The sequence below is a fragment of the Pseudomonas sp. yb_2 genome (genome assembly GCF_043103905.1).
Taxonomy (GTDB): domain Bacteria; phylum Pseudomonadota; class Gammaproteobacteria; order Pseudomonadales; family Pseudomonadaceae; genus Aquipseudomonas; species Aquipseudomonas alloputida.
The window spans coordinates 82,871-106,830 of record NZ_JBICKH010000082.1 but is presented as its reverse complement, the minus strand read 5'-3'; the positions used below and the strand labels follow the sequence as shown (position 1 = coordinate 106,830).

Sequence of the window (23,960 nt, the reverse complement as noted above, 5' to 3'; positions counted from 1 at the left end):
CTACAAGCCTTTACGGAATTGGATGAAGCCCGAGCGCTCGGCAACCTGCTGGTACAGGCTGATGGCGGTGGCGTTGGTTTCGTGGGTCAGCCAGTGCACCTTGATGCAGTTGTCGGCCTTGGCAGTGGTGTAGACGTGCTCGATCAACTGTCGACCAATGCCCAGGCCACGTTGCGTGCTGTCCACATACAGGTCCTGCAGGTAGCAGGAATTCTCGATACTCCAGTTGGAACGATGGTAGATGAAGTTGACCATCCCCACCGCCTTGCCGTCGACCCAGGCCAGTGCCGAATGGGTTGGCTCGCTGGGGTCGAGCAGGCGTTGCCAGGTGCTCAGGCTGACGGCATCTGCCAGCTCGGTCTCGTAGAAGTGCAGGTAGGCCTGCCAAAGGGCGTGCCAGGCTGCGTGATCTTGGGCCGTGACAGCGCGCAGGGTAAGGTTGGGCATGGGCTATTCCTTCAGAGTTGGCGCATGTGCGCCGCGAGTTGATTGTCCAGTTGATCGGGGCTGGCGCTCAGGCCTTCACGCACACCAGCGATGTCTTGCCCGGAGCGGTTCTGGCTGAGCTTGCGCGCACCTTGCAGGCGCGCGATGGGCAGACGGATACCGACGATGGCGCGGAGCATGCCCTCGATGTAATCGGCAGGGGCGTCGGTGACTTTCCATGGTTCGCTGCGACCCTGTTCGTGGCGGTCGGTCAGGCGGCTTACGATAGCCAGTAGCGGCTCGGCCTCATGGATAACTTCGGCCGTGCCATAAGCGTGCACCGCCAGGTAGTTCCAGGTCGGCACCACATTGGGGTTTTCGGCCTTGCTTGGGTAATAGCCGGGGCTGACATAGGCATCGGCGCCGGGGAATACCAGCAGTGCTTCGCCGCCGTGCTGCAGGTCTTGCCATTGGCGGTTGGCTCGGGCCAGGTGGGCATACACAGTGCCAAAATCGCCCTCGGCGGTATCGACCAGCACCGGCAGGTGCGTGGCCAGAAGGCCCTGTTCGCCCTGGCTGACCAGAACGGCCAGGCGGGTGTCTAGCATGTGCTGGTGCAACCGAGTGAGGTCGTGTTCCTGATGCGGCTTACTGTTGTACATGGCGGGATCCTTGTCGAATGGTTCCATCCTAGGCAGGCTATTGGTTCTGGGTAAGATCCATTAATGCCTGTTTTCATAGGTCCAATATCATGCGCGAGTCGCCCCCCATACTGCCTTTCGACCCTGCCGGGATCGCGCTCGACCGCAGTCGCGGGCTTAGCCAGCAGCTATATCAGGCGTTGCGAGCGCGGGTGCTGGATGGGCGCCTGAGCAGTGGTACTCGTCTGCCGGCTACGCGCGACCTGGCTGCCATGTTGGCGCTTTCACGCAACAGCGTGGTGCGCGCGTACGATCAACTGTATGCCGAGGGCTTCATCGAAAGCCGGGTCGGTGATGGCACCTACGTTAGCCGGCTGCCAAAACTGTCCACACAAGTATCCACAGGGTTATCCCTGGGCTTATCAACAGGTTTATCCACATTTCATGAAGAAAATACTGAGGATTTATCCAGCGGGAGGCATATCAGCGCGCCTCTGCAGCGCCTGAAAAACAACCATTTGCCACCGCCCAGAAGCGGTTCGCCGCGTGCTTTTCGCGTTGGTATTCCAGCATTCGACCTGTTCCCGTTTGACGTCTGGGCCAAGCTACAGGCGGGTTTCTGGCGCAACCCATCGCCTGCACAACTGGGCTATGGTGACCCCGCTGGCGAGCCGGCTTTGCGCGATCTGATAGCGGCCTATCTACGCCGCTCGCGGGGGCTGAGCTGTACGGCTGAACAAATTGTGATCACAAGCGGTGCGCAGCAGGCCATCAGCCTTTGTGCACAGTTGCTGCTGCAGCCGGGCGACGGTGTGGCTGTGGAAAACCCAGGCTATCGGGCGGCCGCTCATGCCTTCACGCTCGCGGGTGGCCGGGTGTGTGGCGTGCCTGTGGATGAAGACGGGCTGGACTGCGGCCGGCTGGAACAGTTGACCGATTGCCGACTGACCTATGTCACGCCTGCACACCAATACCCGACCGGGGTGACCATGAGCCTTGCACGTCGCCTGGCATTGCTGGCCTGGGCTGAACGCAGTGACGGCTGGATCATCGAGGACGACTACGACGGCGAGTATCGCTACAGCGGTGCGCCGCTGGCCCCGCTGGCAGCGCTCGACCGGCACGGGCGGGTGCTGTATGTCGGCACCTTCGGCAAGATCGCCTTCCCGGCGTTGCGTCTAGGCTACCTGGTGCTTCCGTCGAAACTGGTGCAGGCCTTCAGCCAGGGCAGAGCTATAGCGGTGCGGCATTCGGAGGTCAGCAGCCAGTGCGTGATGGCCGAGTTCATGGCCCGTGGCCATTTTCAGCGGCACATCCGCCGTATGCGCAAGGCGGCATTGAAGCGGCGCGATGTGCTCAAGGCCGGTTGGCCTGTGGATATTCCGGGGTTGGGTGCAATGCCGGAAGTGGCGGCTGGGCTGCATGTGAAGGTCAATGTGGATAACTTTGCTCGGGAGCAGGAGTTGGTGGCCAAGGCTGAGGCGGTGGAAGTGGAAGTGACGCCACTGAGCAATTTCTGGTTGGCGGACTGCGAGGTGCCTGTGGATAAGCGGGCGGGGCTGGTGCTGGGCTTCGCGGCGGTGCCGGAGGGCGAGATAGCCGAAGCCTTGATGAAATTACGCAAAGTCTGGAGAAAATGAAGGGGGCTGCAAAGCAGCCCCCGGTTCAACATCACGTACCGGACTTTATCCGCGTCCAGGCGCGGGTCCTGGCCCGTTCGGCATTTCGCGTCAAAGGCTTGAGGGTATACAGCTTGGCCATCGCCTCTGCCGTCGGATACAGGTTGGGGTTGTTGCGAATCGTCGGATTCACCTTGTCGGTCGCATCCTTGTTCGGGTTCGGATACCCCACGAAGTCGCTGATCGGCGCAATCACCTCTGGCCGCAGCAGGTAATTGATGAACGTATGCGCATCCTCCGGGTTCGCAGCGCCCTTTGGAATCGCCAGCATGTCGAACCAGATCGGCGCGCCTTCCTTGGGCAGGCGCATGTCCACCACCACGCCGTTGTTCGCCTCACGGGCGCGGTTGGCTGCCTGCGAGAAGCTGCCGCTGTAGCCCACTGCCACACAGATGTCGCCATTGGCGATGTCTGCCATGTACTTCGAGGAGTGGAAGTAGGTGATATGCGGACGAATCTTCAGCATCAGTTCCTCGGCCTTCTTGTAGTCCGCCGGTTTGTCGCTGTTCGGCGGCAAGCCCAGGTACTGCAGCGCCAGCGGTAGAATCTCCGACGGCGAGTCGAGCAGGGCCACGCCGCACTGCTTGAGCTTGGCGATGTTCTCTTCCTTGAAGATCAGGTCCCAGCTGTCCACCGGCGCGTTGTCGCCGAGTGCAGCCTTGACCTTGGCCGGGTTGAAGCCGATCAGCACGGTGCCGTACATATACGGCACGGCAAACTTGTTGCCCGGGTCGTTAGCTTCGATCAGCTTCATCAGTGCCGGGTCCAGGTGTTGCCAGTTCGGCAGCTTGCTGCGATCCAGCGGCTGGAACACCCCGGCTTCGATCTGCTTGGCGAGGAACACGTTGGACGGTACTACCACGTCATAGCCGGAGTTGCCGGTCAGCAGCTTGGCTTCCAGCGCCTCGTTGGTGTCGAAGATGTCGTACACCAGCTTCACGCCGCTGTCCTTCTGGAAGGCAGTCAAGGTCTGTGGGGTGATGTAATCGAACCAGTTATATACACGCAGGGTGCGCTGCTCGGCTTGTGCATGCAGGGCGCCTGCGAACAGGGTGGCAGCGATGAACGGGGCGAGCAGACGTTTGAGTCGGACCATTATCGGGCTCCTGACTGGGCGCGCTGGAAGCCTTCCAGCACATTGACCGCGTTGATGCCGATTTCTTCCACAGCGTAGCCGCCTTCCATCACGAACAGGGTCGGCTTGCCGAGTTGGCCGATGCGCTTGCCCATTTCCAGGTAATCCGGGCTGTCCAGCTTGAACTGCGAGATGGGGTCGTCCTTGAAGGTGTCCACACCCAGGGAGATGACCAGCACGTCGGCGTCATAGCTGGCGATGCGCTTGCAGGCATCCTCCAGGGCTGCGCTCCAGGCGGCCCAGTCGCTACCGGCGGGCAAGGGGTAGTTGATGTTGTAGCCCTGGCCTGCGCCTTCGCCGGTTTCATCGGCATAGCCGAGGAAGAACGGGAATTCGTCCTGCGGATCGCCGTGGATCGAGGCGAAGAACACGTCGTCGCGGCTGTAGAAGATGTCCTGCGTACCGTTGCCGTGGTGGTAGTCGACGTCAAGGATGGCGACCTTGCGTCGGCCTTGGTCGAGGAAGGCCTGGGCGGCGATGGCGGCATTATTCAGATAGCAGTAGCCGCCCATCACTTCGCCGGCAGCGTGGTGCCCTGGCGGACGGCACAGGGCGAACGCGGCATGGGCGCCTTGCTGAATTGCAGCCTGGGCGGTCAGGGCAACTTGCGCAGCACTGTAGGCCGCCTGCCAGGTACCCGCGGTGATGGGGGCGCCGGCATCGAAACTGTAGTAACCCAGTTCGCCATGCAGGCCGGTCGGCTTGACCTGGCGCAGTGTGCGGGCCGGCCAGGTGAAGGGCAGCAGGTCACCCTCTTGGCCCAGCGCAGCCCAGCGGGCCCAGGCGCCTTCGAAGAAATCCAGGTAATCGGCGCTGTGGACGCGCAACAACGGCGCACGGCCGAAGTCGGTCGGGCCCTGGATGTCGCCGAGCTTGCGTTTTTTCACCTGGTCGAGCACATGGTCGGCGCGCGAAGGCATTTCGAAACAGGGCATCAGCTTGCCATCGATCAGCTCGCAGCGGCCGTGGTGCAGGCGGTGGTCATCGGAATAGATCGTCAGCATTGTTGTTCTCCGGTGGGACTGGCGTGGGTCCATTGTCATGGGCTGATCAGCAGGGGAGAACGACGCAAACGGCCAAAAGGGGATCGATATGGCCAAGGTCTTTGGCCGGATGGGTGGTGACCTATCCGGCCTTTTCGCGGGTGAACCCGCTCCTACAATGGCCACCAGGGCGTCAGGGGTTGTGACGCCCCTGTAGGAGCGGGTTTACCCGCGAAGAGGCCAGAACAGGTCAACCACGAAAATGGCTGGGCGCCACGCCACTCCAGCGCTGGAAGGCATGCCGAAAACTGGCCGTCTCACTGAACCCCAAAGTCTCTGCAATCCGGTAGATCGGCATCTGTTCATCGGCCAGCAACTGCTTGGCCCGCTCGAACCTCAGCTCGTCCAACAGCTGTTGATAACTGCTGCCCAGCGCCTGCAAATGCCGGCGCAGGGTGCGCGAAGAGCAGTTCATCTGCCGCGCAAGCCCTTCCAGCCCGGGGGCTGCGTCCAGTTGCTGCGCCAGCAGCTGGCGAATCCGTCCCAGCCATGCCTGGCGACCGGTGAATTCAAGGTTCAGGCGCCGGCAGCGCTCGCTCATGGCTTTGTGAGTAATCGGGTCGGCCAGCGGCAGCGGCATATCCAGCCATCGCCGTTCGAAGGCAAAGGCATTGTCCTCGGCGGCGAAACCGATCGGGCATTGAAACGCTCCGGCATAGAGCGCGTGGTAACCAGGGCGAGGGTGTTCGAAGCGTGCGCCAAGCAGCGGCAACGGCCGGCCAAGCAGGTCATCACAGATGACTTTCAGCGACACCAGGCAGAACTCGGCGTTGAAAGCGCTCAGCGCCGGGCTGTCCTGGTAATCGCTGGCGCTGAACCAGACACGTTGGCCGTCGTCGAGCAAGCGCAGCTTGAAGACTGTTCCCAGCAGTGCCGGATACTGCAGCGCCAGGCGTAGGGCGTCACCCAAAGTGGCACTGGAGAGCAGCGCGTAACCGAGCATGCCGTAGCACGACACGCGCATGCGCTGGCCCAGTTCCAGGCCAATGTCCTCGCGCCGGGCCACAGCATTGGCGCAAACCTGCAGCTCCTGCTGGGTGGTGATGCGCGCATCGGCATGCCCCAGGTCTGCCGGGCCAATGCCGCTGCCGGCCAGCAACGCCGACGCCTCGCAACCGTCTGCCTGGAAGACGTTGAGGATCAGCGAAACTGCGTTGAGGGTGGTCAGGTGGCTGTGCAGCATGCTGGGTAATCCCGTTTGGCTGGGACGCATTACGGAGCAAGTTATGTGCCGATATCCGGGGCTGCAGGCAAACCACATACCCTGCCGGCGCGGCCGGGTGTTGCGAAGGCTGCATAGCGGCCTCCAAAACCTTCAGGCAAAAAAAAGGCCCGAAGCAAGCGCTCGGGCCTTGGAAAGGTTGAGAGGTGTCTAGTCCCTCGACCTGGTGAGACTGTTTACAGCGGCCTGATTACGCCTTCAGCGGAACCAGACGTGGAGCGATCATATTTTCCGGACGCAGGATGTCGTCGAGCATCGCGTCGTCCAGCAGCTTCTCTTCGCGCACCAGTTCCAGTACGCCGCGGCCGCTTTCCAGGGCAACGCGGGCAATACGGGTGGCGTTTTCGTAGCCGATGTACGGGTTCAGTGCGGTAACCAGGCCGATCGAGTGCTCGACCAGTTCACGGCAGCGCTGTTCGTTGGCGGTGATGCCGACGATGCAGTGCTCGCGCAGCATGTCCATGGCGCGTTGCAGCAGGCGGATCGAGTCGAAGATCTTGTAGGCGATCAGCGGCTCCATCACGTTCAGCTGCAGCTGACCACCTTCGGCGGCGACGGTCAGGGCCAGGTCGTTGCCCATGATGGCGAAGGCCACCTGGTTCACAGCTTCTGGAATAACCGGGTTGACCTTGCCTGGCATGATCGAGCTGCCTGGCTGACGCGCTGGCAGGTTGATCTCGTTGATGCCGGTGCGTGGGCCGCTGGACAGCAGGCGCAGGTCGTTGCAGATCTTCGACAGCTTGACCGCGGTGCGCTTGAGCATGCCGGAGAACAGCACGAAGGCGCCCATGTCGGAGGTGGCTTCGATCAGGTCGGCAGCCGGTACCAGCGGGTGGCCGCTGATGGTGGCCAGGCGCTGTACGGCCAAGGCCTGGTAGCCAGGGTCGGCGTTGATGCCAGTACCGATGGCGGTACCGCCCAGGTTGATTTCGGTCAGCAGTTCCGGAGCCAGCGAGCGCAGGCGCTGCAGGTCTTCAGTCATGGTGGTGGCGAAGGCGCGGAATTCCTGGCCCAGGGTCATCGGTACGGCGTCCTGCAGCTGGGTACGGCCCATCTTCAGTACGTGGTCGAATTCTTTACCCTTGGCAGCGAAGGCCTGGATCAGGCTATCAAGGCTGGCCAGCAGCGCGTCGTGGCCCAGCAGCAGGCCCAGGCGGATTGCGGTCGGGTAGGCGTCGTTGGTCGACTGCGCCATGTTCACGTCGTTGTTAGGGTGCAGGTACTGGTACTCACCCTTCTGGTGGCCCATGGCCTCCAGCGCAACGTTGGCAATGACTTCGTTGGCGTTCATGTTGGTAGAAGTACCAGCGCCGCCCTGGATCATGTCTACCACGAACTGGTCGTGGAAATCGCCTTTGATCAGGCGGGCGCAGGCTGCGGAAATGGCAGCGTGCTTGGCATCGCTCAGGTGACCCAGCTCACGGTTGGCGTCGGCAGCGGCCTGCTTGACCATGGCCAGGGCCACGACCAGCTTCGGGTAGTGCGACAGCGGAACACCGGAGAGGTGGAAGTTGTTGGCAGCGCGCAGGGTCTGGATGCCGTAGTAGGCATCTGCAGGAACTTCAAGGGTACCCAACAAGTCTTTTTCGACGCGGAACGATGCAGCAGAGGACATGATGTATATCATCTCGATTTTGACCCGGCACATGCCGGAATGGCGCCAATCCTAGGCCTGAAGGTGTTTTTGCGGCCAATGCTATTGCACGCTAACCTATGCACAAACGGCATAGTGTTTCATGTGACGCCAATTGATATTCGAGCGTGTTCCATTTTGGTGCGCGCCGGGAGATGTGCTTCGTGAACCTTGAAAGCAAATGGCTGGAAGACTTCAGTGCTCTGGCCGCTACCCGCAGTTTTTCCCAGGCCGCAGAGCGGCGTTTCGTGACCCAACCGGCCTTCAGCCGGCGCATTCGCAGCCTTGAGGCGGCGTTGGGCCTGCAACTGGTGAACCGCTCTCGCACACCCATCGAGCTGACCGAGGCGGGTCAGCTATTTCTCGTCACAGCACGTACTGTTGTCGACCAGTTGAGCGAAATTCTCCGCCATTTGCATCACTTGGAAGGCGGGCAGGGCGAGGTGGTGCAGGTGGCTGCGGCACACTCCTTGGCGTCGGGTTTCTTCCCCCGTTGGGTGGCCCAGTTGCGCAACGACGGGTTGAACATCGCCACCCGCCTGGTTGCGACTAACGTCGGAGATGCCGTACATGCACTGCGCGAAGGCGGCTGCGACCTGATGCTGGCGTTCTACGACCCGGACGCGGCCTTGCAGATGGATGCCGAGATCTTCCCGTCGCTGCACATGGGCACCACTGAAATGCTGCCGGTGTGCGCTGTGGATGCCGATGGCAAGCCATTGTTCGACCTGGAGGGCGAGGGCAGTGTGCCGTTGCTAGCCTACACCGCCGGCGCATTCCTCGGCCGCTCGGTCAACTTGCTGCTGCGCCAGCGCAACCTGCGGTATACCACCGTTTATGAAACTGCCATGGCCGACAGCCTCAAGAGCATGGCCCTGGAAGGGATGGGCATCGCTTGGGTACCGCGTCTGTCCATGCGTGGCGAGCTCGAACGCGGTGAACTGGCGATCTGCGGCGGTAGCCAATGGCATGTGCCGCTGGAAATCCGCCTGTACCGCTGCGCGCTGGTGCGTAAGGCTAACGTCCGCTTGCTATGGCGCAAGCTGGAGTCGTCTGGAGCACAAGGTGAAGCGTCACTTTGAATTGTCCTTCAGGTATTCAGTGATTTGATGCAGGCGTGCAGCGCTCGTCGACCCCGAGGCAGCAGGAAAAAGTTGTCCCACGAGACAGCTTGCCCTTTGATCCGGCATGTGCTTGTAGGGGTGGGCGGCCAGCCTTTAAATACGTTACAATCCCGCGCCTTCGGCCGACCTGGTCGATTCAGAATCCGTATGACAAGCCACGCCGGCCCACCTGCGTGGCTTGTTGCTTTTAGCGCGCCAGAAGGCGCTTGCAGGAGAGGCTCGACGATGAGTGCACTGGTTGGCGTGATCATGGGCTCCAAGTCCGATTGGTCCACCCTTAGCCACACCGCCGATATGCTGGAAAAACTCGGCATTCCCTACGAAGTGAAGGTGGTTTCCGCCCACCGCACCCCGGATCTGCTGTTCCAGTATGCCGAGGAGGCTGAGGGCCGTGGCATCGAGGTGATCATCGCCGGTGCCGGTGGCGCAGCCCACCTGCCAGGCATGTGCGCCGCCAAGACCCACCTGCCGGTGCTGGGCGTGCCGGTGCAGTCGTCGATGCTGTCGGGCGTCGATTCGCTGCTGTCGATCGTGCAGATGCCAGCCGGTGTGCCGGTTGCCACCCTGGCCATCGGCCGTGCCGGTGCGGTCAACGCTGCCCTGCTGTCGGCCAGCATTCTGGGCGCCAAGTACCCGCAGTACCACGCGGCGTTGAAGCAGTTCCGCACGGAACAGACCGACACCGTGCTGGACAACCCAGACCCGCGCCAGGCTTGAGGCTCAACCCATGAAGATCGGTGTAATCGGTGGCGGCCAGCTGGGCCGCATGCTGGCCTTGGCGGGTACCCCGCTGGGCATGAACTTCGCCTTCCTCGACCCGGCACCGGACGCCTGCGCTGCGCCCCTGGGCGAGCACCTGCGTGCCGACTACGGCGATCAGGACCACCTGCGTCAGCTGGCCGACGAAGTCGACCTGGTCACCTTCGAGTTCGAAAGCGTCCCGGCCGAGACCGTGGCCTTCCTCTCGCAGTTCGTGCCGGTATACCCCAGCGCCGAATCGCTGCGCATCGCCCGTGACCGCCTGTTCGAAAAGAGCATGTTCCGCGACCTGGGCATCCCCACCCCGGCCTTCGCCGACATCCTCTCGCAGGCCGATCTGGACGCCGCAGTGGCCAGCATCGGCCTGCCGGCCGTGCTGAAAACCCGCACGCTGGGTTACGACGGCAAGGGCCAGAAGGTGCTGCGCACGCCAGAAGACGTGGTGGGTACCTTCGCCGAGCTGGGCAGCGTGCCATGCCTGCTGGAGGGCTTCGTGCCGTTCACCGGCGAGGTGTCGCTGGTGGCCGTGCGTGGCCGCGATGGTGAAACCCGCTTCTACCCGCTGGTGCACAATACCCACGAGAGCGGCATCCTGCGCTTGTCGGTAGCCAGCCAGGCACACCCGCTGCAGGCTCTGGCCGAAGATTACGTCGGCCGTGTGTTGCAGAAGCTGGATTACGTTGGCGTGATGGCCTTCGAGTTCTTTGAAGTTGACGGTGGCTTGAAGGCCAACGAAATCGCCCCGCGCGTGCACAACTCCGGGCACTGGACCATCGAAGGCGCCGAGTGCAGCCAGTTCGAGAACCATCTGCGTGCCGTTGCCGGCCTGCCACTTGGCTCGACCGCCAAGGTGGGCGAGAGCGCGATGCTCAACTTCATCGGTGAAGTGCCGGCCGTGGACAAAGTTGTTGCCATCGGCGACTGTCACCTGCACCACTACGGCAAGGCCTTCAAGGTTGGCCGCAAGGTAGGACACGCCACCCTGCGCTGCGCTGATATGGCCACCCTCGAGCGCAAGATTGCCGAAGTAGAGGCGCTGATCAGCAACTGATCGGGCATCGAATCGAACTTCTGCAAGCGGCATGCCCTCTGAATATGGCAACAAGCCGAAGCCCGTCTAGGCTTTGGCTTGTTCCAACTTCACTGCAGAGGGATTGCCATGGGTATCATTGGAACCATCTTCATCGGCCTCATCGTCGGCCTGCTGGCCCGCTTCATCAAACCGGGCGATGACAGCATGGGCTGGATCATGACCATCCTGCTGGGTATTGCCGGCTCCTTGTTGGCTACCTATGGCGGCCAGGCGCTGGGTATATACCAGGCTGGGCAGGCGGCGGGCTTCTTTGGTGCGCTGGTCGGTGCCGTGGTCCTGCTGGTGATCTACGGATTCATCAAGAAACGCTGATTACTGGTTAGAATGCTCGGCAATTCATTCGAGTTGCCGAGCATTTTCATGCGTGCCTTTTTCCTCGTCCCCTTGCTGTTGGCCAGTACCCTGGCCCATGCCGAACTGCCCGAAACCGACTGGCTGGAGCTGATGCCCAGGTCGGACCAGAAGGCGCTCGAACAAATGCCTGAAATCGACCACAACTCGCCGGAAGCCATGGGCACCTTTACCGCCAAGGGTGGCCTCAAGCAGAGCAAGGGCCTGCCTGCGGTGATGTACTCGACCAAGACCGTTGCGGCCATGAATGGCAAGGACATCCGCCTGGGTGGCTACCCTGTGCCGCTGGAGAGTGACGCCAAGGGCAACAGCACGTTGTTCTTCCTGGTGCCGTACCCGGGTGCGTGCATCCATGTGCCGCCACCACCGCCCAACCAGTTGGTACTGGTGCGCTACCCGAAAGGCCTGAAGATCGATGACATCTACACCCCGCTGTGGGTCAGCGGCAAGCTGAAGGTGGAGAAGGTCAGCAATGACCTGGCCGATGCGGCCTATGCGCTGGATGCAGACAAGGTGAGGGTGGTGGAAGACGCAGACCTTTGATAATTGCCCCGGCCTCTTCGCGGGCAAGCCCGCGAAGAGGCCGGTAAAAAAAGAGCAGGGCTCAGATATTTTCACAACCGATCTGGACGCCCAGCGAATGACTCGCCCCAGGCTTCAACTCCACCAGGTCATCCCACACATTCGCTGTCTCGATGCACAGCATTCGCTGCCATCCATCGTCAGCCATGTCCGCCAGCTCCTTGGCCCGCTCGGTCCACGGGTTCCAGATCACCGCCGAGCGCGAGCCGCTGCTGGTCAAGGTAATCCGCCGATTCCAATGCGGGTCGACGATGCTGAGGGTCTGCGGGGTGTTCAGGTAGATCCGGTCCGTCTCCCCGGCAAACGTAAGTGCCCCCTGCTGCTGGCGCTGTTCCCAGCCCGCCAGGGTTTCGATATAACCCAGCCCGTCGACGCCCTCGACCCGCGCCTGGCGCACATCGCTGACCGCGAAGTAGCTATGCAGGGCCTGGCTGATGGTCACGGGGGTATTGCCCATGTTGCGGCTGGTCAGGCTCAGTTTCAGCTCTGCGCCCATCTCCACCACCAGTTTCAGCTCGACATCATGGGGCCAACCGGGCAGGTCGCCCTGCGCTTCAGGCAGTTCGAACTCGATCCGCAGGGTTTCGCCCACTTCCTCGATACCCAGCAATTGCCAGTCACGCGTGCGCGCAAGCCCGTGGGCAGGCGCTGGTGTTCCCTGGTACATGGCCTGGACGGCCTGAGGGTTGCGCTGCAGGTTGCCAAACCATGGCCAGCACACCGGTACCCCGGCGCGTACCGACTTGCCCTGGCGGAAGATGGCCTGGTCGCTCAGCCACAGCAGCGGCGGTTCGCCTACCTGCTGGTAGCTGAGGACCTGTGCGCCCTGCTGGGCGATCAGGAGTTCGGCACGGTCACTGCTGATACGCCAGCAGTTGAGTTCGCCATGTTGCTCGGTTACGACCTGAAAGGTAGCCATTGCGTTCTTCTCATTGATTGCCAGTGGGCCTTGGACCCGGGCAGATGCAATGAGTTTACCGCCAGCGTGGCTCAGCGACGAGGCACCGAGCGGGTACGACCACTGCCGTCGATGGCGACGAAGACGAATACCGCTTCGGTGACCTTGCGCCATTCGCTGGACAGCGGGTCGTCGCTCCACACCTCGACCATCATCTGGATCGAGCTGCGGCCGATTTCCAGGGTCTGGGTATAGAAAGACAGCTGTGCGCCGACCGCGACGGGTACCAGGAAGGCCATGCGGTCGATGGCGACGGTGGCTACGCGGCCGCCGGCGACACGGCTGGCCATGGCCGTGCCTGCCAGGTCCATCTGCGCAACCAGCCAACCGCCGAAAATATCGCCAAACCCGTTGGTTTCTCGCGGCAATGCGGTGATTTGCAAGGCCAGGTCGCCTTGCGGGATTGGATCTTCTTGTTCGAGCTCAATCATGCGATGGGGCCTCTGACCCGTGACGCTTTTCGTTGGTGTGGCGCAAAGGCCGGGTAAACGATTCAGCTTGAAACATACTACGCCGATTTCGTTTCACTGGGCGGCCGTAGGGAAACTCTGCGAAACCGCCTGACAATAGTGACCGGCGTTTTCGCACAACATCCCACGTTAGGAGCAACATAATCCTACGAAATGCCAGTATATAGGGCATAACGACCAGCGACGACCGCGCATTCACGAATATCTGTGTGGATTTTGTATCGCTTTCGGCGTAGCTCGGCAATTTGCTATCTTCGCCTGTCTCCAATCCAGAAGCCGCGCGCCAAGCGGCCTGCATGCCCTACAAAGAGAACAACGAGCGATGACTTCCGTGCCCAGCAGTATCGAGCAGCCCTCGCGGCCGCTGACCCGCAGCGACTACAAGACCCTCTCACTGTCCGCCCTGGGCGGCGCGCTGGAGTTCTACGATTTCATCATCTTCGTGTTCTTCGCCACGGTGGTGGGCAAGTTGTTCTTCCCGGCCGACATGCCCGAGTGGCTGCGGCTGATGCAAACGTTCGGCATCTTCGCCGCCGGCTACCTGGCGCGGCCGCTGGGCGGCATCATCATGGCCCACTTCGGCGACCTGCTCGGGCGCAAGAAGATGTTCACCCTGAGCATCTTCATGATGGCCCTGCCGACCCTGATCATGGGCCTGCTGCCGACGTATGCGCAGATCGGCATGTGGGCACCGATCCTGCTGTTGCTGATGCGCGTGATCCAGGGCGCCGCAATCGGTGGCGAAGTGCCGGGCGCATGGGTGTTCGTCTCTGAACATGTGCCGGCTCGCAACACCGGCTATGCCTGCGGCACCCTGACCGCCGGCCTGACTGCCGGCATTCTGCTGGGCTCGCTGGTAGCGACCTTGATCAACAGCGTGTACAGCGCGGAAGAAGTGGCTGACTACGCCTGGCGAATCCCGTTCCTGCTTGGCGGTGTGTTCGGCCTGTTCTCGGTGTACCTGCGCCGCTGGCTGCACGAAACCCCGGTGTTCGCCGAAATGCAGCAACGCAAGGCACTGGCCGAGGAGTTGCCACTGCGCGCCGTGCTGCGTGACCACCGTGGTCCGATCATCCTGTCGATGCTGCTGACCTGGATGCTTTCGGCCGGCATTGTAGTGGTCATCCTGATGACCCCGGCGCTGTTGCAGAGCATCTACCACATCAGCCCGACCGACTCGCTCAAGGCCAACAGCCTGGCCATCGTGTTGCTCAGCTTCGGCTGTATTGGTGCCGGCAGCCTGGCCGACCGCTATGGTGCGGGCCGGGTGTTCGTGATCGGCAGCCTGCTTTTGCTGGTCAGCTCCTGGGTCTTCTACCACAGCCTGCCGACCCGTCCCGAGTTGCTGTTCCCGCTGTATGCCGTGACCGGCCTGTGCGTGGGCGTGATTGGCGCAGTGCCTTATGTCATGGTCAAGGCGTTCCCGGCGGTGGTGCGTTTCAGCGGGTTGTCGTTCTCGTACAACGTGGCCTACGCGATCTTTGGCGGGCTGACGCCGATGGTGGTGACCGCACTGCTGAAGGTGAGCCCGATGGCGCCTGCCTACTACGTGGCAGGCCTGTGCGCCGTTGGTCTGGCCGTGGGCCTGTACCTGCTCGCCAACAAGCGCTGATCTGCGCTTCGGCTACTGGCCTCTTCGCGGCTAAAGCCGCTCCTACAGGGGGTTTGCACAGGCCTCAAGGCCGACACCAAACCTGTAGGAGCGGCTTTAGCCGCGAAGAGGCCAGACCTGCTTTCAGTGATGGCCTTTCATCCAATTGTCACAATGAAGTCATATCGTATTCATGCGGCCTGCCGATACTTGGGCCCGTTCCATCCAACACCCCAATATTCCTGCTAGGAGCAAGGCATGAAACTGAAGCGTTTGATGGCGGCCCTTACCTTTGCCGCCGCTGGCGTTGCAACCGCCAACGCGGTAGCCGCTGTCGATCCTGCGATCCCGACCTACACCAAGACCACTGGTGTTTCGGGCAACCTCTCCAGCGTTGGTTCCGACACCCTCGCGAACCTCATGACTCTGTGGGCCGAGGCCTACAAGAAGGAATATCCGAACGTAAACATCCAGATCCAGGCTGCCGGCTCCTCTACCGCGCCACCTGCGCTGACCGAAGGCACCGCCAACCTCGGCCCGATGAGCCGCAAGATGAAGGACGTCGAGCTGCAAGCCTTCGAGCAGAAGTACGGCTACAAGCCGACCGCCATCCCGGTCGCCGTCGACGCCCTGGCCGTGTTCGTGCACAAGGACAACCCAATCAAGGGCCTGACCATGGCTCAGGTCGACGCCATCTTCTCCTCCACTCGCCTGTGCGGTGGCAAGGCCGACATCAAGACCTGGGGTGACGTCGGTGTGACCGGCGACCTGGCCAACAAGCCAATCCAGCTGTTCGGCCGTAACTCGGTATCGGGCACCTATGGCTACTTCAAGGAAGAAGCCCTGTGCAAAGGCGACTTCAAGCCTAACGTCAACGAACAGCCTGGCTCGGCTTCGGTCGTGCAGTCGATCAGCTCCTCGCTGAACGGCATCGGCTACTCGGGTATTGGTTACAAGACCGCCAGCGTCAAGACCGTACCCCTGGCCAAGAAAGAAGGCGGCGAGTTTGTTGAAGACAACGAAGCCAACGCCCTGAATGGCACCTACCCGCTGTCGCGCTTCCTGTACGTCTACGTCAACAAGGCGCCGAACAAGCCTCTGGCCCCGCTGGAAGCCGAGTTCGTCAAGCTTGTGCTGTCGCAAGCGGGCCAGCAGGTGGTGGTGAAGGATGGCTACATTCCGCTGCCGGCCAAAGTCGTCGACAAGACCCTGGCTGACCTGGGCCTGTCGCACACCGGTAACGTTGCAAAGAAGTAAGTAATTAAGAAGAGGCCGGTGCCACTGCCCGGCCTCTTCCACGAATTTCCAGTCCGAAGCCAGGTTCCCTGTGCGGCGGGCTTTCGCGCGTCACCACTTTGTAATGTTTTTGTCACACGGGACCGCTAGGGTGTGCGCATGAATGATCTGGCCAATTCCAACATGACCCAAAACTCCCAGCCCGTGCGCATTGATTTCAATACGCCCGAGTTGCAACGCAAGCGCCGCATGCGCGCGCTCAAGGACCGCCTGACCCGCTGGTATGTGCTGGTAGGCGGGCTTGCCGTATTGGCGGCAATCACGTTGATCTTCTTCTACCTGGCTTATGTGGTGCTGCCACTGTTCCAGGGCGCCGAGCTGACCAGCAAGAAAGCCCTGGAGCCGACCTGGCTGCAGCAGGATGCCGGGAAGCCACTGATGATCGCGCTTGAAGAGCAGAATCAGGTGGGGATGCGTGTTTCGGACAAGGGCCAGGCATTGTTCTTCGATACCAAGACCGGTAACGAACTCAAGCGTGTCGAGCTACCCGTGCCGGCAGACACCCAGGTCACGTCCATCAGTACTGACCAGCCGGGCAGCGCGCTGGTGGTGCTGGGCCTGTCCAATGGCCAGGCGCTGGTTTTCCAGCACACCTACAAGATCACCTACCCGGACAACAAGAAAACCATCAGCCCTGGCATCGACTACCCGTACGGCGAGCAATCGTTCGTGCTCGACGAGCAGGGGCGTGCGCTGGACCACGTCAGCGTCAACGTCAATGGCGACACCCTGCTGCTTGCCGGCTCTACCGGTGCTCATCTGCAGGTGGTCGAGCTGACCCGCACGGAAAACATGATGACCGAAGAGGTCACCACCGAGCAGAACCGCATCGAACTGCCGCAAATGACCGAGACGGTGAAGAATATCTTCATCGACCCACGCCAGCACTGGCTGTACGTGATCAACGGCCGTGCCACGGCCGACGTGTTCAGCCTGCGCGACAAGAGCCTCAACGGCCGTTACAAGTTGTCTGATAGCGCCGACACCGAAATTACTGCCACGGCCCAGCTGGTTGGCGGCATTTCGCTGATCATCGGTGACTCCAAGGGGGGGCTGGCCCAGTGGTTCATGGCCCGTGACCCGGATGGCGAATCGCGCTTCAAGCAGATCCGTACCTTCCAGATGGGCAAGGCGCCGATCGTGCAGATCGACGCCGAAGAGCGCCGCAAGGGCTTCATCGCCCTGGACGCCGAAGGCAAACTGGGCGTGTTCCACAGCACTGCACACCGAACCCTGCTGGTAGAGCCGGCTGCCGAAGGCCCTGGTACGCTGGCCCTGTCGCCACGCGCCAACCGCATCATCATCGAAGAAGGCGGCAAGTTGTTGCCGTTGAGCCTGCGCAACCCGCACCCGGAAGTTTCGTTCGGCGCGCTGTGGGGCAAGGTGTGGTACGAGAACTACGACGAGCCGAAATACGTCTGGCAATCGACCGCGTCGAACACTGACTTCGAGCCCAAACTGAGCCTGTCGCCGCTGACCTTCGGAACCCTGAAGGCCGCGTTCTACGCCATGATCCTGGCCGCCCCGCTGGCCATTGCCGCAGCCATCTACACCGCCTACTTCATGGCCCCGCGCATGCGCCGCAAGGTCAAGCCGGTGATCGAGCTGATGGAAGCGATGCCGACGGTGATCCTCGGCTTCTTCGCCGGCCTGTTCCTGGCCCCGTACCTGGAAGGCCACCTGCCCGGTGTGTTCAGCCTGTTCCTGCTGATGCCGATCGGTATCCTGCTGGCCGGCTTCTTCTGGAGTCGGCTGCCGGAGTCGATCCGCCTGCGTGTACCGGATGGTTGGGAAGCGGCGATCCTGATTCCGGTCATTCTGTTCACCGGCTGGTTCGCCCTGACCATGAGCCCGCACCTGGAAAGCTGGTTCTTCGGCGGCGACATGCGCCTGTGGATCACCAACGATTTAGGCATCACCTACGACCAGCGCAACGCCCTGGTAGTCGGTATCGCCATGGGCTTCGCGGTCATCCCGAACATCTACTCGATTGCCGAAGATGCCGTGTTCAGTGTGCCGCGCAGTCTGACCCTGGGCTCGCTGGCACTGGGGGCGACGCCTTGGCAGACCCTGACCCGCGTGGTCATCCTCACCGCCAGCCCGGGCATCTTCTCGGCGTTGATGATCGGCATGGGCCGTGCGGTAGGCGAGACCATGATCGTGCTGATGGCTACCGGCAACACGCCGGTGATGGAGATGAACCTGTTCGAGGGCATGCGCACCCTGGCCGCCAACGTGGCTGTGGAAATGCCGGAATCTGAAGTCGGTGGCAGCCACTATCGCGTGCTGTTCCTGGCCGCCCTGGTGCTGCTGATGTTCACCTTCATCATGAACACCTTGGCCGAGCTGATTCGCCAGCGTCTGCGCAAGAAATACTCGTCGCTTTGATAGAAAGGTAGCGATCCGTGAAAAAGGATTCCCTCAAAGGCTGGTTCAAGAGCGGCGCCCCAGGCGTCTGGATGAGCGGCGGCGCAGTGGCCATGGCCGTGATCATGACTGTCGGCCTGCTGGCGGTGATCGCCGTGCGCGGCCTGGGTCACTTCTGGCCAGCCGATCTTGTCCAGGCCACCTACAAGGTGCCAGGCCAGGCCGATCACGTCGTCATTGGCGAAGTGGTGCAGAAGGAGGAAGTACCCCGTGCTCGTCTGAAGGGGGCTGGCCTGCCAGTGCCTGACCAGGGCCCGGAGTTCATGACCCGCGAGCTGATCAAGGTAGGTAACCGCGACCTCAACGGCAGCGACTTTACCTGGGTGGTCGGCGACTGGCTGGTCGACGAACAGCGCCCGGCTGACCTGATGGCCCTTGAGCGCCGCGAGTGGGGCAACTTCTATGGCTACCTGGTCAGCGTCAAGGAACAAGGCCGCGTGGTTGCCGAAGGCCCGGCTGCCTGGAACGAACTGCAGGCCCGCCTCAAGCGTGCCAACCAGCTCAACAGCGAGCTGCAGCAGCTGGAGAAGAAGGACATCGGTGCCATCAACCATGGCCTTGAGCGCCTGCGCCTGCAAGCGCGCAAGCTGGAGCTGGACGGCAAGCTGGACGCCGCCGCCCAGGCCGACATGGACGCCGACCGTGCCGAACTCAACAGCCGCTACAAGGCTATCGAAGAACGCCTGACCGGCCTGCACCAGGCTTTCTCCCGCGACAGCCTGGTGGCCCGGGATGGCAACGGCCGTGAAGTGGAAATCAACCTGAGCAAGGTGGTGCATGCCGTTCAGCCGAACGGCATGTCGGCGTTTACCAAGCTGGGCACCTACTTCGGCAAGGTCTGGGAGTTCCTCAGCGACGACCCGCGTGAAGCCAACACCGAGGGCGGTATCTTCCCGGCCATCTTCGGTACCGTGATGATGACCCTGATCATGGCCGTGATCGTTACCCCGTTCGGCGTGCTGGCTGCCGTGTACCTGCGTGAATACGCCAGGCAGGGCCCGGTCACCCGGCTTATCCGCATTGCGGTTAACAACCTGGCCGGTGTTCCTGCGATCGTCTACGGTGTGTTCGGTCTGGGCTTCTTCGTCTACGTGCTGGGCGGCTCGATCGACCGCCTGTTCTTCCCCGAAGCGCTGCCGGCGCCGACCCTGGGTACCCCGGGCCTGCTGTGGGCATCGCTGACCCTGGCATTGCTGGCGGTACCGGTGGTGATCGTGGCCACCGAAGAAGGCCTGGCGCGAATTCCGCGCACCGTGCGTGAAGGCTCGCTGGCGTTGGGCGCAACCAAGGCCGAGACCCTGTGGAAAATCGTCCTGCCCATGGCCAGCCCGGCCATGATGACCGGCATGATCCTCGCTGTGGCCCGTGCCGCCGGCGAAGTGGCGCCGCTGATGCTGGTAGGTGTGGTGAAGCTGGCGCCGTCGCTGCCGGTGGATGGAAACTACCCGTACCTGCACCTGGACCAGAAGATCATGCACCTGGGCTTCCACATCTATGACGTCGGCTTCCAGAGCCCGAACGTCGAAGCCGCGCGGCCGCTGGTTTATGCCACTGCGCTGCTGCTGGTGCTGGTGATCGCGACCCTCAACCTCTCTGCCGTGTGGATTCGCAACCACCTGCGCGAGAAGTACAAGGCGCTGGACGGCTGACCCTGATTGCAAGCGTGCCGCCCGTAAGCCGGGCGGCCCTTTGAAACGACTTGATAGCGTATGGAGTTGACCATGCAGCAAGATTCCCACACCCATGGCATCGACATGTCTGCCCTGGGCCGCAACAAGCAGAGCCTGCGGATGGCTGAAGAAACCGTGGCCATCGAAGTGCCGGGCCTGAGCCTGTTCTATGGCGACAAGCAAGCGCTGTTCGACGTGCAGATGAACATCCCGAAGCAGCGCGTGACCGCCTTCATCGGCCCATCCGGCTGCGGCAAGTCGACCCTGCTGCGCACCTTCAACCGGATGAACGACTTGGTTGACGGTTGCCGTGTGGAAGGTGCCATCAACCTGTACGGCAACAATATCTACCGCAAGGGCGAAGACGTTGCCGAACTGCGCCGGCGTGTGGGCATGGTGTTCCAGAAGCCGAACCCGTTCCCCAAGACCATCTACGAGAACGTGGTCTACGGCCTGCGCATCCAGGGCATCAACAAGAAGCGCGTGCTCGATGAAGCCGTCGAGTGGGCGTTGAAGGGCGCGGCCTTGTGGGACGAGGTCAAGGACCGCCTGCACGAGTCGGCGCTGGGCCTGTCCGGTGGCCAGCAGCAGCGTCTGGTCATCGCCCGCACCATTGCCGTGGAGCCGGAGGTGCTGCTGCTTGACGAACCGTGCTCGGCGCTGGACCCGATCTCGACCTTGAAGGTCGAAGAACTGATCTATGAATTGAAATCCAAGTACACCATCGTCATCGTGACCCACAACATGCAGCAAGCGGCGCGTGTTTCGGATTACACCGCGTTCATGTACATGGGCAAACTGGTCGAATTCGGGGATACCGATACCCTGTTCACCAACCCGGCGAAGAAGCAGACCGAAGACTACATCACCGGTCGCTACGGCTAAGCGCCGCTCGCGAAACAGGCACCTTGGTGTCTGGCACCGGGGTTGCCGGTGTTCGCGGGTGAACCCGCTCCTACAGGGCCGCGCTACCAAAGGACAAAACGATGATCAACAAAGAAAGCCTTACCCATCACATTTCCCAGCAGTTCAACGCCGAGCTCGAAGAGGTGCGCAGCCACCTGCTGGCCATGGGCGGGCTGGTGGAAAAGCAGGTCAACGACGCGGTTACCGCGCTGATCGAAGCCGACTCTGGTCTGGCCCAGCAGGTGCGCGAGGTTGACGAGCAGATCAACCAGATGGAGCGCAACATCGACGAGGAGTGCTTGCGCATCCTCGCCCGCCGCCAGCCAGCGGCCTCGGACCTGCGCCTGATCATCAGCATTTCCAAGTCGGTGATCGACCTGGAACGCATCGGTGACGAGTCGACCAAGATCGCCCGCCGCGCCATCCAGCTGTGCGAAGAGGGCGAGTCGCCGCGTGGTTATGTCGAAGTTCGCCACATTGGCGACCAGGTGCGCAACATGGTCCGGGATGCGCTGGACGCCTTTGCCCGCTTCGACGCCGACCTGGCGCTGTCGGTGGCCCAGTACGACAAGACCATCGACCGCGAATACAAGACCGCGCTGCGTGAGCTGGTGACCTACATGATGGAAGACCCGCGCTCTATCTCGCGGGTGCTGAGCGTGATCTGGGTGCTGCGCTCGCTGGAGCGTATTGGCGACCATGCGCGCAACATCTCCGAACTGGTGATCTACCTGGTGCGCGGCACCGACGTGCGCCACATGGGCCTCAAGCGCATGACGGCAGAAGTGCAGGGCACTGCTGTCGCCAACGGCGAAAAGGCTAATGTTCCGGGTGAATCTGACGATAAGTAAGGTTGCTCCCGAGCATCGACGCCCGGCCTTGGCCGGGCGTTTTCGTTTGCGGTCGAGAGCCGGCAGGCACCCGCGAACGATGTGAAGAAGTCCCGGCGTGACCAGGTTGTAGCAAGTGGCCATCATTGGCAGTAGGCTAGTCGGGATTCAAAAGGAGTATCGATGAGTAAAGTGAATGTGCTGGTCGTGGATGACGCCCCGTTTATCCGTGATCTGGTCCGCAAGTGTCTGCGTAATGCCTTCCCGGGTATGGCCATCGACGACGCTATCAACGGTCGCAAGGCCATGGCCATGCTCGGCAAGGAAGCGTTCGACCTGGTCCTGTGCGACTGGGAAATGCCGGAAATGTCTGGCTTGGAATTGCTGACCTGGTGCCGTCAGCAGCCTGCACTGAAGAACCTGCAGTTCATCATGGTGACCAGCCGTGGCGACAAGGAGAACGTCATTCAGGCGATCCAGGCGGGTGTTTCCGATTTTGTAGGCAAGCCGTTCACCAACGAGCAACTGCTGACCAAGGTAAAGAAAGCCCTGACCAAGATCGGTAAGCTCGACAGCCTGATGGCCATCGGCCCGGCGCGAGCCAACCCGGCCTTTGCCAACGACTCGTTGAACGCGCTGACTGCGGGCAAGCCCGAAGCGGTCAAGGTGGCGGCGCCGACACCGGCACCGGCCAAGCCTTTGGTCGCGGCGCCCGCACCTGCCGCCCCCGCGCCGAGCGGCCGTGGCCAGGGCCAGCTGCGCCTGGCCAGTGGCATGCAGCCATGCGTGATCAAGGCGTTGAGCCTGAAAGAGGCACTGCTGGTGGTACGCCGCAGCGAAGCGCTGCCACAGGTGCTGGAAGGTGCGGTGCTGGACCTGGAGCAGGGCGAAAGTGCCGAAGTTGCTCGCCTGAACGGCTACCTGCATGCGGTGGCGGCGCTGGAGCCAAAACCTGACAGCGACTGGTTGCAGTTGACGTTCAAGTTTGTCGACCAGGATGCCCAGAAGCTCGACTACCTGTCTCGGTTGATTGCCCGCGGCACAGCGCAGAAGCACTTCACCCCCGGTGCCTGACCCCGGCCCCGCGTCATGCTTTGGGCAGGAGCAGCACAAGGCTGCTTCTGCCCAAGCCCGAGTTGCCCCATCCGACCAACTGCAATACCTACCGTAAAACCCGCTGCTAGGCTTCGACAGATCATAACTGTCAAAAAGCCACTATCATGCCCGCGCGCCTGCTGCTGTTCTGTGCATTGCTCATGGCCTCGGCGTCGAGCCAGGGCGTGACGCTCTACAAGATCACTGACGATTCCGGTGTCGTCTCCTATTCCGACCGCCCTGGCCCCGGCGCCAAGCCCTTGGTGTTGCTCGAACCCATGGTCGAAACGCTCGAAGGCCAGGTACTGCTGAACGCGAAAACCTTCGACGGTGGCGTGAGCTTTTCGGCACGAAACGAGCTGCATGTGCCGGTAGAGGTAGAGTTGCGGCTGGACAACCTGGTCAACGCACAAGGCGGTGATGCCCCGCGTATCGTGCGCCGGCTGCTGCCGCCGCGCACCACGCAGATGCTCAGTGTGCTCAGGGGGCGGCCCGGGCTGCTGCTGAACTACCGTTCGACCCTGCTGCAGGCCATGGGTGATCCGGGCAAACGGCCGCTAGGCTTCCGCTATGCGTTCCCGTGGATTGGCGGGCCGTTCCGCGTCACTCAGGGCCCCAATGGCCGTGTCAGTCATTTTGGGCCCCGAGGGCGCTACGCCATGGATATCGCCATGCCCGAAGGCACACCCATCATCGCGGCGCGGGAAGGGGTGGTGGTGAAGACGCAGAACAGCCAGAGCGGGCGCGGCCCCAACCCCTCGGGTAACTTTGTCAGGATTTTGCACCCGGACGGCACCATGGGCGTATACCTTCACCTGATGCGTGGTTCGGTGGTGGTAGCGGAGGGGCAACGGGTACGGCAGGGCCAGATGCTGGCCAAGTCGGGCAATACCGGCAACAGCACTGGGCCGCACCTGCATTTTGTGGTGCAGCGCAATGTGGGGTTGGCGCTGGAATCGATACCTTACCGCTTCGACAGACCGATCAGCGGATTGCCGGATTTCACTGCCGGCAACCCCTGACCGATTT

At 62.0% G+C, this 23,960-nt stretch carries 22 protein-coding genes; 14 read left to right on the top strand and 8 right to left on the bottom strand.

Annotation, left to right across the window (positions count from 1 at the left end; all coding sequences use genetic code 11):
- Both ACF8FB_RS23190 and ACF8FB_RS23185 read right to left on the bottom strand, forming a co-directional pair.
- The gene (locus ACF8FB_RS23190) at positions 1–447 is read right to left on the bottom strand and encodes a GNAT family N-acetyltransferase (RefSeq protein WP_392512102.1); all 447 of its coding nucleotides are present in this window, start codon (positions 445–447) and stop codon (positions 1–3) included.
- A gap of 11 nt (positions 448–458) precedes the next feature.
- Positions 459–1,088, bottom strand: a complete 630-nt coding sequence (locus tag ACF8FB_RS23185) for an FMN-binding negative transcriptional regulator (protein WP_392512100.1) — start codon at positions 1,086–1,088, stop codon at positions 459–461.
- Between the two features lie 89 nt (positions 1,089–1,177).
- Between ACF8FB_RS23185 and ACF8FB_RS23180 the strand changes: the two genes are divergently transcribed.
- On the top strand, positions 1,178–2,707 hold the full coding sequence (locus ACF8FB_RS23180) for a PLP-dependent aminotransferase family protein (RefSeq protein ID WP_392512098.1): 1,530 nt from the start codon (positions 1,178–1,180) through the stop codon (positions 2,705–2,707).
- Between the two features lie 31 nt (positions 2,708–2,738).
- Here the strand turns inward: ACF8FB_RS23180 and ACF8FB_RS23175 are convergent, their stop codons facing one another.
- The 4 genes from ACF8FB_RS23175 to aspA all read right to left on the bottom strand — a co-directional run bounded on the left by ACF8FB_RS23175 (position 2,739) and on the right by aspA (position 7,761).
- Positions 2,739–3,842: a polyamine ABC transporter substrate-binding protein gene (locus ACF8FB_RS23175; protein WP_010955830.1), complete on the bottom strand. Its 1,104-nt coding sequence runs from the start codon at positions 3,840–3,842 to the stop codon at positions 2,739–2,741.
- Positions 3,842–4,885, bottom strand: coding sequence for a histone deacetylase family protein (locus ACF8FB_RS23170; RefSeq protein WP_010955829.1), 1,044 nt, complete (start codon positions 4,883–4,885; stop codon positions 3,842–3,844). Before ACF8FB_RS23170 ends, ACF8FB_RS23175 begins: the two co-directional genes overlap by 1 nt.
- 229 nt (positions 4,886–5,114) lie before the next feature.
- Positions 5,115–6,107 carry an AraC family transcriptional regulator gene (locus ACF8FB_RS23165; RefSeq protein WP_020191297.1) on the bottom strand — a complete coding sequence of 331 codons (993 nt, stop codon included), beginning with the start codon at positions 6,105–6,107 and terminating at the stop codon, positions 5,115–5,117.
- Between the two features lie 229 nt (positions 6,108–6,336).
- The gene (gene aspA / locus ACF8FB_RS23160; protein WP_029380744.1) at positions 6,337–7,761 is read right to left on the bottom strand and encodes an aspartate ammonia-lyase; all 1,425 of its coding nucleotides are present in this window, start codon (positions 7,759–7,761) and stop codon (positions 6,337–6,339) included.
- 182 nt (positions 7,762–7,943) lie between these two features.
- On the opposite strand from aspA, the gene ACF8FB_RS23155 reads away from it, so the two are divergent.
- The 5 genes from ACF8FB_RS23155 to ACF8FB_RS23135 all read left to right on the top strand — a co-directional run bounded on the left by ACF8FB_RS23155 (position 7,944) and on the right by ACF8FB_RS23135 (position 11,649).
- Positions 7,944–8,861: a LysR substrate-binding domain-containing protein gene (locus ACF8FB_RS23155; protein WP_010955826.1), complete on the top strand. Its 918-nt coding sequence runs from the start codon at positions 7,944–7,946 to the stop codon at positions 8,859–8,861.
- 267 nt (positions 8,862–9,128) lie between these two features.
- A complete protein-coding gene (gene purE / locus ACF8FB_RS23150; protein ID WP_003253304.1) occupies positions 9,129–9,620 on the top strand; it encodes a 5-(carboxyamino)imidazole ribonucleotide mutase in 492 nt (163 codons plus the stop codon).
- A gap of 10 nt (positions 9,621–9,630) precedes the next feature.
- Positions 9,631–10,713, top strand: coding sequence for a 5-(carboxyamino)imidazole ribonucleotide synthase (locus ACF8FB_RS23145; RefSeq protein ID WP_176682913.1), 1,083 nt, complete (start codon positions 9,631–9,633; stop codon positions 10,711–10,713).
- Between the two features lie 108 nt (positions 10,714–10,821).
- On the top strand, positions 10,822–11,067 hold the full coding sequence (locus tag ACF8FB_RS23140; RefSeq protein WP_010955824.1) for a GlsB/YeaQ/YmgE family stress response membrane protein: 246 nt from the start codon (positions 10,822–10,824) through the stop codon (positions 11,065–11,067).
- 48 nt (positions 11,068–11,115) lie between these two features.
- On the top strand, positions 11,116–11,649 hold the full coding sequence (locus ACF8FB_RS23135; protein ID WP_012054120.1) for a DUF3299 domain-containing protein: 534 nt from the start codon (positions 11,116–11,118) through the stop codon (positions 11,647–11,649).
- 61 nt (positions 11,650–11,710) lie between these two features.
- Here ACF8FB_RS23135 and ACF8FB_RS23130 read toward each other — a convergent pair whose 3' ends face one another.
- Positions 11,711–12,607 (bottom strand): D-hexose-6-phosphate mutarotase, encoded by an 897-nt coding sequence (locus tag ACF8FB_RS23130; protein ID WP_010955822.1) that lies wholly within the window; start codon positions 12,605–12,607, stop codon positions 11,711–11,713.
- Positions 12,608–12,678: 71 nt separating this feature from the next.
- Positions 12,679–13,077 (bottom strand): acyl-CoA thioesterase, encoded by a 399-nt coding sequence (locus ACF8FB_RS23125; protein WP_003253317.1) that lies wholly within the window; start codon positions 13,075–13,077, stop codon positions 12,679–12,681.
- A gap of 361 nt (positions 13,078–13,438) precedes the next feature.
- Here ACF8FB_RS23125 and ACF8FB_RS23120 point away from each other — a divergent pair, with 361 nt between their 5' ends.
- The 8 genes from ACF8FB_RS23120 (at position 13,439) to ACF8FB_RS23085 (ending at position 23,953) form a co-directional block, all read left to right on the top strand.
- Positions 13,439–14,728: an MFS transporter gene (locus tag ACF8FB_RS23120; protein WP_010955821.1), complete on the top strand. Its 1,290-nt coding sequence runs from the start codon at positions 13,439–13,441 to the stop codon at positions 14,726–14,728.
- Between the two features lie 237 nt (positions 14,729–14,965).
- Positions 14,966–15,964, top strand: a complete 999-nt coding sequence (locus ACF8FB_RS23115) for a phosphate ABC transporter substrate-binding protein PstS (protein WP_010955820.1) — start codon at positions 14,966–14,968, stop codon at positions 15,962–15,964.
- A gap of 138 nt (positions 15,965–16,102) precedes the next feature.
- Entirely contained in the window at positions 16,103–18,391 is a 2,289-nt protein-coding gene (locus ACF8FB_RS23110; RefSeq protein WP_392512095.1) for an ABC transporter permease subunit, read from the top strand.
- Positions 18,392–18,462: 71 nt separating this feature from the next.
- Entirely contained in the window at positions 18,463–20,079 is a 1,617-nt protein-coding gene (gene pstA / locus ACF8FB_RS23105; protein WP_173881456.1) for a phosphate ABC transporter permease PstA, read from the top strand.
- Between the two features lie 72 nt (positions 20,080–20,151).
- Positions 20,152–20,985 (top strand): phosphate ABC transporter ATP-binding protein PstB, encoded by an 834-nt coding sequence (gene pstB, locus ACF8FB_RS23100; protein ID WP_003253327.1) that lies wholly within the window; start codon positions 20,152–20,154, stop codon positions 20,983–20,985.
- Positions 20,986–21,086: 101 nt separating this feature from the next.
- Positions 21,087–21,857: a phosphate signaling complex protein PhoU gene (gene phoU, locus ACF8FB_RS23095; RefSeq protein WP_003253329.1), complete on the top strand. Its 771-nt coding sequence runs from the start codon at positions 21,087–21,089 to the stop codon at positions 21,855–21,857.
- A gap of 162 nt (positions 21,858–22,019) precedes the next feature.
- Positions 22,020–22,910: a response regulator gene (locus ACF8FB_RS23090; protein WP_010955816.1), complete on the top strand. Its 891-nt coding sequence runs from the start codon at positions 22,020–22,022 to the stop codon at positions 22,908–22,910.
- 146 nt (positions 22,911–23,056) lie between these two features.
- Positions 23,057–23,953, top strand: coding sequence for a peptidoglycan DD-metalloendopeptidase family protein (locus ACF8FB_RS23085; protein WP_104962825.1), 897 nt, complete (start codon positions 23,057–23,059; stop codon positions 23,951–23,953).
- Positions 23,954–23,960 lie beyond the last annotated feature (7 nt).